At 62.9% G+C, this 6,000-nt stretch carries 6 protein-coding genes; 5 read left to right on the plus strand and 1 reads right to left on the minus strand.

Annotation, left to right across the window (positions count from 1 at the left end; all coding sequences use genetic code 11):
- Window positions 1-6: 6 nt before the first annotated feature.
- The gene (locus IEY49_RS19285; RefSeq protein WP_189011767.1) at window positions 7-1,404 is read right to left on the minus strand and encodes a GGDEF domain-containing response regulator; all 1,398 of its coding nucleotides are present in this window, start codon (window positions 1,402-1,404) and stop codon (window positions 7-9) included.
- Window positions 1,405-1,881: 477 nt separating this feature from the next.
- On the opposite strand from IEY49_RS19285, the gene IEY49_RS19290 reads away from it, so the two are divergent.
- The 5 genes from IEY49_RS19290 to IEY49_RS19310 form a co-directional block, all read left to right on the plus strand.
- A complete protein-coding gene (locus IEY49_RS19290; protein ID WP_189011769.1) occupies window positions 1,882-2,055 on the plus strand; it encodes a hypothetical protein in 174 nt (57 codons plus the stop codon).
- An 86-nt stretch (window positions 2,056-2,141) separates the two neighbouring features.
- Window positions 2,142-3,245, plus strand: coding sequence for a BMP family lipoprotein (locus IEY49_RS19295; RefSeq protein ID WP_189011771.1), 1,104 nt, complete (start codon window positions 2,142-2,144; stop codon window positions 3,243-3,245).
- Window positions 3,246-3,429: 184 nt separating this feature from the next.
- Window positions 3,430-4,539, plus strand: a complete 1,110-nt coding sequence (locus IEY49_RS19300; protein WP_229780927.1) for a PAS domain-containing protein — start codon at window positions 3,430-3,432, stop codon at window positions 4,537-4,539.
- Between the two features lie 886 nt (window positions 4,540-5,425).
- On the plus strand, window positions 5,426-5,638 hold the full coding sequence (locus IEY49_RS21580; protein WP_229780928.1) for a hypothetical protein: 213 nt from the start codon (window positions 5,426-5,428) through the stop codon (window positions 5,636-5,638).
- Between the two features lie 120 nt (window positions 5,639-5,758).
- On the plus strand, window positions 5,759-6,000 hold a 242-nt coding region (locus IEY49_RS19310), incomplete at its 3' end, for a transposase (RefSeq protein ID WP_189011773.1).

A 6,000-nucleotide genomic window follows, 5' to 3' on the forward strand; every position in this document is an offset into this window, starting at 1 on the left:
TCAGCACTAACCAGCGGTGTATGCCTCCATAACGACTCTGTCGCGCCCGCCCGCCTTGGCCTGGTAGAGCGCCTGGTCCGCCCGGTGAATCAGGTCTGCAGCTTCGCCCGCCCTGTGAACCGTGTGCCCTGGATCGGTCGCCACCCCAAGACTGGCCGTGATGCGCAAGGTGCCCAGAGGGCCAATGAGTTCTTGCTGCGCGATGCTCTGCCGCACCCGCTCGGCGAAAATCATCGCGCCATCCGCACTGGTATGCGGCAGCAGCACCGCCAGTTCCTCACCGCCGTACCGCGCGGCAACATCTGTCGTGCGCACGTCACGCCGCAGCGTCTCGCCCAACAGGCGAAGAACCGCGTCGCCCATCAAGTGGCCGTACGTGTCGTTGACGCGCTTAAAATGATCCACGTCTATCATCATCACACTCGTGGGGTGTCCGTAACGCGCCCCCAGGTGTAAGGCTTCGCCCAGTCGGCTGACCCAGGCACGCCGGTTCATCAGGCCAGTCAAATCATCGGTGGTGGCCAGCTCAAACAGGCGGACGTTCTCGATCGCCACGGCCGCCTGTGAGGCGAAGACTTCCAGCAGGGTCAGGTCGAATTGAACACCGGACTGAGGGCCCGGGTCCACCAACAGCACGCCAATGCGGCGCTCGCCCACACGGAGTGGCAGCGCCACATAGGGCGCGTGCATGGCGCGACCCGTGTTTCCTGCGGCCAGGACGGTCAATTGTTCGAGCTCCGTCAGGGCCGCCCAGTCGCTTCCCTCGTAGCGTCCCGTTGCTACTCTGATCACGAATGCCTGCGCTTCAGGAACCGCGAAGAGGCTGTGAGGTTCAGAGGCCCGCACACTGGTCGCCACCCATGCGCCGGAGAACCCCAGGATGCCCTGCAACTGCAACAGGATCCCCCGGAGTAGCGAGTCGAGAGACTGGACCCGGTGCAACTCTGGAGCCGCCTGGAGGATGTGATTCAGGCCGTCGCGGGAGACCTTGATGGCCTGGACGTGACGGTGCATCTTCAGGGCCGCGTCCACCCAGACCAGCAGCTTCTCTGGTCCCTCAGATTTGTCGTGGTAACCCTGGATATCTAGGTCGCGCAGCATGTCACGGGGAGGCCGTTCGCTGGCGTAGCCGGTCTGCAGCACGACCTGCATGGTGTGTCCAGCGGCCCTCAGTTCACGTACCACGTCTTCGCCCGTCATTCCAGGCATGAAGTAATCGAGGAGCACCAAGTCCACCGGGTGCTCCTGTAGCATCTTCAGCGCCGCAGAGCCTCTCTCGGCGCTCAAGACAGCGTGACCCTGGCCGGCGAGCAGACGTTCGACGGTGATCCGCAGGTCGGCATCGTCATCCACGACGAGGACGGTGTGCCCTGAGGGGGAAATCTGTTGGCTGAGCCGTGCCATGAACTGAGTATAAGAACCTTGCATCACAAGGAAATTGCAGGCGGTCTAAGACGGGTCCTGAAGCTCATGCTCAACTACTGGTTGCTGAAATGCTTTTTCGCCCAACGCCAGAGGGTGCGGATGACGCGACGATGGCCTAAACTGTGGTGGAGTTGGCACTCCAGGCGCCACGCCGTGCGGTTGGGGAGTCGTGCGGGGTGCACGACGGCGCGGGCGTCCTCGAACGACCTCCAGCGGGATGAAGCCGCGGGCGCGTCAGGCATGCCGGGTGGGCAAGGAGCACGCGTGCCAGGACGCGAAGACAGTCTCGACCCGACTGAGGGAGGTGCTAAAGCTGGGAGATATGACGAGGGAGCAGCTAACGTGCGGGCTGTACGCTTGGTGGGTATCAGTGGGGGTGTCGTCCAGGACACATACGGGAGCGCAGCAGGCATGGCGGTATCAGCAAAGGGTCCTGTCCGGCAGAGGCAAGGATGGTTGACCGACGTGCTTGACCGCGCCCTTGCTGCGAGCGAGATCTACGCTGACGTCGCCGCCGATCGGCCGAGCTGGCGGGTGGGACCGGATGGCAACGAACTCTCCGTGCCAGGCACGCGCTACTACTTCACCCGCCAAATCAAAAGGGTGGTTCAGTTTGGCAGGCACTCGTAACATGCAGGTAAAGCCCGCGGAGCGCACGCCCTTCACCAGGACGCAGGTAAGGCGCAAGTGACGGCACGCCCGTTACGTTGGCAGGCATGAGGAAAATACTCGTTCTAGGATCCACGCTGATGCTCAGTCTCTCCGCCGCCCAGAAACCCGTCACTGTCGGCCTGGTGCTCGATGCAGGTGGCAAGAACGACCGCAGCTTCAATCAGGCCGCCTACGAAGGCGCCCTGCGCGCCAAACGCGATTTCAACGTGAACCTCGAAATCTTCGAACCCAGCAAGAACGGTGACCTCAACCCCGGCATCAACAAGTTCAGCAAAGCAGGCAAGGACCTCATCATCGGCGTCGGCTTCGTCGCCAACGCCGGCATCACTACGGCCGCCAAAGCCAACCCCACCAGCAAGTTCGCTGTCGTGGACGACCTGCCCACCGGCAACAACACGGCCGGACTGCGCTTTCGCGAGCAGGAAGGCAGCTTCCTGGTCGGTTATATCGCCGCGCGTGCCAGCAGCACCGGTACGGTGGGCTTCGTGGGTGGGATGGACGTCCCGGTGATCAAGAAGTTCGAAGCCGGCTTCAAGGCGGGCGTGATGTTCAGTTGCCCCACCTGCAAGGTCGTGGTGCAGTTCGTCGGGGATACCCCCGAAGCCTGGAACAACCCTGCGAAAGCACGAACCATCGCCGCGGGCATGAGAGATCAGGGGGCGGACGTGATCTTCGCGGCGGCTGGCGGCAGCGGCAAAGGCGTCATCGATTACGTCAATAAAACTCAGTGCGTCAAGCGCACGGACCTGCCCAACGGCCTGACGTTCAAGCACAACCAGTTCACGGGCGTGCCCAAAAGTGCCGGGTACAAGGCGGCGTGCGCCGGGGATACCCGTCCGATGTTCTTTATCGGCGTGGACAGCAACCAGAACCACCTGGGCGATACCGACGACAGGAGCCGCACGCTCAATCACGGGCTGACCAGCATGGTCAAACGCGTGGACAATGCGGTGTACGCCCAGATCCGCGACATGGTGCAGGGTGAGCCGTGGCGCAAAGGCGACCGCAACTTCAGTCTGGAGAACGACGGCGTCGAGTACGCGCTGGACAGCTACAACCGTGCCCTGGTCCCGGCATCCCTTGAGAAGCAGCTCCAGACCGTGCAGCGTTTGATTCTCAATGGCACCATCAAAGTTCCCAAGGAATAAGACTGAATGATCGTCACGGCTCAGCGCGACTTCCCTTCGCGCTGAGCCGTGACCTTCCAGCCGGATATTCAGGCAGGAGCCACCGACTCCTCTTCCGCGTCCGGAAGCTCGAACAGTTCCAGGCGAGTTTTCACGACCCTGATCCGTGGGTCCCCGTGTTCTGGTCCTGCGCTAGAGTTTCGCCGTGTCTTTTCTCGATGCGTTCGCAGAAGCCATCAATGACGGCTTTGTCGCTGTGGATTCCAACTGGCAGGTGACCTTCCTCAACCGCCAGGCGCGGCTGATGCTCCGCCAGCCCGACACCAGCCAGCCCCTCTCCTTACAGGACCTGATCGCCGACGATCCCAAAACCAGCACCTGGCGCGAACTGCGCCGCGCCCTCGACCAGCAGGTCACGGTGGAAGTCGACGTGTTCTACCCGGCGTTCTTCAGCTGGCACGAGGTGCGCGCCTTCCCCCTGGACGGCGGCCTGGGCTTGATCCTGCGTGACATCACTGACCGTCAATGGCTGCTGCGCAAGGAAGCCGAACGCGGGTACCTGCGCAACCTCTTCAACGACGCTCCCATTGCTCTGTCGATACTGCGCGGGCCCCAGCACCAGTTCGAGTTCATCAACGACTTCGCACGGCAACTGATCGGCAACCGCAACGTGGATGGCCTGACGGTTCGCGAAGCCTTCCCGGAACTTGAACAGCAGGGATTCTTTGAACTGCTTGATCAGGTGTACCGAACAGGGGTGGCCGTCGAAGGAACGGAGCGGCGCGCCCAGCTGACCGACCCGCACACCGGCGCGGTGAGGGACCTGTACATCAATTACGCGTACGTGCCGCTGCGCGGGTTCGACGCCGAAGTGTCTGGAGTCCTGAGCCTCTCCGTGGATGTGACCGCGTATGTGGAAGCACGTCTCGACCGTGAGCGGGAGGCCGAAGCACGCACGGCCGTCCTGAGCCACTTGCAGCAGGGCGTGATCGTCACGGACCCGAAGGGCCGGATCATTTTCGTGAATGATGAGGCTGCCCGCCTCCACGGGGTGAACCAGCTGGACGTGACGCCCGACCGCTATACCAGCACCTATCGTCTACTCACGGTGGATGGCGACCCGCACCCGGTCGAGGACCTGCCACTTACCCGGGCGGTGCACGGGGAGGTGATCCAGGATGCCCGCTGGCGGATCGCCCGGCCGGATGGCAGTAGCCTGCTGGTCACGGGAAGCGCAAATCCTGTCTTTTCCGGTGATGGCTCCAGGGTCGGTGCAGTGCTGACGTTGCGCCCGGCTGAGGATTCGGGCGCGTAAGGCCTGACCACGCGCTCAGGAGGTCGGATCTTTTCAGGGACTGGGACTGCATCCTTCCCTGAAAGCCTGAGAAGACCAGTACGATACCGTGGGCCTGGCCCGTCCTGAGGGTCGCAGACGGGGCGGTACTGGCAGCACACGGAACACCGGCGTCATGAGCCCTCATTTCTGTCACGGGGTTGAAAGAGCCGTATGCCTATACTGCGCCCAATCCCCACCGAGGTGCTCATGATCACAGCGTTCCAAGACGTCCTCATGCTCCTCGCCGAATGCCGTACGGACCGACAACTGCACGATGAGCTGCAGCTGCAGCTCATCGTGCACTGGACCCTCACCACCTGCCCCTCCACATTGTTGGTGATCATCCCTGAACGCTCGAACTCAACGACCCCATCCCAGAAACTCACGTGGAGTACGTCAGATTCTTCACAGCCAGCCTCAACGCACTGCGTCATCAACTCCAGCAGCAACGAGAGGTTGCACAACTGTGCACCCTGGCCCTGACCTTCGCTGGCAAGGGCGATTTCGCAGAAGTGCCACCTGAACGCCATCAAGAACTGGTTGATCGGCGCAAAGAAAATTAACCCGAACCGCGAAGTCCTCTTCGTACTGCCTGAAGGGACGAAAGGCATCAAGCCGCTGTCCGGTTTCCTGATTGCCCGCGAAGGCGATCTCCCCCCACGCCTGGAAGAAACTCTTCACGCGTCTGTTGGCCTGAGCTGGACGCCTTCACCCGCTTGTCCCTGCTGCGCTGGAGGCCGGAGTGAAGATGCGCTGGAGCAGCGGATAGTGCAGGTCTGAGGAGGAGGAGTCTCAAGCCTTGCGCGCCCGACGAGCGCCCCGTGCCCGAAGATCTTTGGTGAGGGCGCCCGGCATAATGCGGCCGATGCCCCTGCTGCACAGCGAAATCGCCACCACCCACTCTGGACCCCAGCCCACTGCCGGCTACCTCCTCAAAGTCACCAACACCAGCACTCAGGCCCTCACCGTCGGCGCCGCCTGGCTCGTCGCGGACGACGCCCCACGCTCTTCCCCCACCTGCCGGTCACCTTGCAGCCCGGCCAGGATGCCCAGCTCTTCGTACCCGCCCGTATCGTGAGCGCCAGCATGCAACGCTCCGGTACCACCAACGCGTGAAGTTCGGGGCCTCTCCCCCACTACTGGAGGCGTAATCGTCACCTGGAGTGCAACCGCCGGCGCCCGGCCAGGCAGATGGGCCGTGCACGCGCCGATCCTGGCCCAGGCTACGGCAAAGCCGCTGGCCGCGAACGTGTACGTCAGCGGCTGTCCGCCGCTTGAGCGGTTCACCCGGACCACCAGCCGCTTCCCGGCCCGGCGTTCAGGCCGTTCACGATGGCCCGGTTATGGTTTTGTCACCGCAGTGAGTGTGCTGGCCGAGACCCGAGGCTTTCACGGCTTGCATTCGAGCCGTCAACTTTCTGCGTACGCGGGCATTGCTCC

It is taken from the genome of Deinococcus malanensis (assembly GCF_014647655.1).
Lineage (GTDB): Bacteria > Deinococcota > Deinococci > Deinococcales > Deinococcaceae > Deinococcus > Deinococcus malanensis.

Bases quoted from the DNA above. Each gene is read 5' to 3' on its own strand.
- IEY49_RS19285 (WP_189011767.1), bottom strand. From the start codon at position 1,404: ATGGCACGGCTCAGCCAACAGATTTCCCCCTCAGGGCACACCGTCCTC.
- IEY49_RS21580 (WP_229780928.1), top strand. From the start codon at position 5,426: ATGCCCCTGCTGCACAGCGAAATCGCCACCACCCACTCTGGACCCCAG.
- IEY49_RS19295 (WP_189011771.1), top strand. From the start codon at position 2,142: ATGAGGAAAATACTCGTTCTAGGATCCACGCTGATGCTCAGTCTCTCC.